Origin of the sequence: Microbacterium sp. BG28, from assembly GCF_034044005.1 — a bacterium.
In the GTDB taxonomy this organism is placed as follows: Bacteria; Actinomycetota; Actinomycetes; order Actinomycetales; family Microbacteriaceae; genus Microbacterium.
Genome location: NZ_JAXCHA010000008.1, coordinates 1 through 1,269 on the forward strand (window position 1 = coordinate 1; position 1,269 = coordinate 1,269).

Annotated in this window: 1 protein-coding gene; it reads right to left on the minus strand. The window is 65.8% G+C overall.

Annotated features, from left to right (window positions below; translation table 11 throughout):
* Positions 1-1,269, minus strand: a 1,269-nt coding sequence (locus SK224_RS16695) for a hypothetical protein (protein ID WP_320435766.1), incomplete at both ends; no start/stop codon positions are given.

Below are 1,269 nucleotides of genomic sequence, written 5' to 3' on the forward strand. Positions count from 1 at the left end.
TCATAGTGAGATGCCGGCTGATCCGTGCTGGTCGAAAGCCATCCCGAGTCCTGGAAAACGATTCGCTCCGCGTCGAACCGGCTCTCGACAAACTCGAGCAGCGAATCGAGACCAGCGCCGATCGGGTTGAGGATGAGGATGCTCGTGCCCACGAACGAGCAGCGCTCGAAACGGTGGAATGACGGCTTCGTGAACGCGGAATTGTCGTGCAGAAAGTACGTGGATGCTCCCTTTATCACCGAGTTCTTCCCGATGATCTGCGCGCCCGATGCAGTGCCCTCGCCGATCGCGCAGCGGCCCCCGTTGAACCCGCCGGTCGCGACGCGGTCGAAGCCAGCGCCCGTCTGGCTCGGGTTCGCTGCACGCCACGCCACGACCTCGTCGTTTCCGAGGTGCTCGAAGTCACATGAGTCCCACCCGTACACAGAGTCCAGGTTGAGCCCGTTAAGCTCGGGGTGCACGGCGTAGCGTCCGTTCTGGATCGTCACGGTCAGGTGCTCGATGTAGCACTCGGTGCCGCGGAGGTCGATCGTGGACGCGTCGGCGACCTGAGTGTCCGTCGAGGACGGATCCAGGTACCCGTTGATGCGCGTCGTCGACTTGTGCCGGCCGCGCAGGGTGATGTAGCTCGAGTCTCGGAGCAGCTTCACCTCATTGAAGACACCGTCGCCGACGTCGATGACGTAGCGCTTCGCCGGCGACCCGTCCGAGCACGCCGCGATCGCTGCGGCGATGGTCGTGAAGTCTCCGCCGCCAGCGGGACGAACGGTGCGGATGATGGTGGTCGGCTTCGGCTGGAACGGCCAGAAAGCCAGCGCAGCGGTTCCCGCGTTCGCGAGCCGCTGACCCCACCGCTTCAAGATCGACAGCGGCACGTTGCCCTGTAGGTCGAGTGCGTCCTCGGCGACACGGGTTCCGATCACGCTGGCGCGGAGGAACTGGTCGCTCGTCGCCATGCGTGCGCGACGGTTCCCGAAGTCGAACCCGCGGGGCATCTTGAACCATCCGAAGCGCGTCCACCCGCCGAACACTCGTCCGAGGCCAGGACCGCCACCCCACGCGCGCGCGTACTCGTCGTTCTCGAACGTCTTTACACGCGAGATACCGGGGTCGGTGCGCTGCACCAGATCGCGGCCTGCGATGTCGGCCTCGACGGCGTCCGACGCCTGACCGGGGATGTCTGCCGCGGTGATCGCCGCGTCGACGAGAGGTGCCGCCTGCTCGGTGATGAGCGGCGGGACGTCGTCGGCGATCTTCCCACCAATGGCG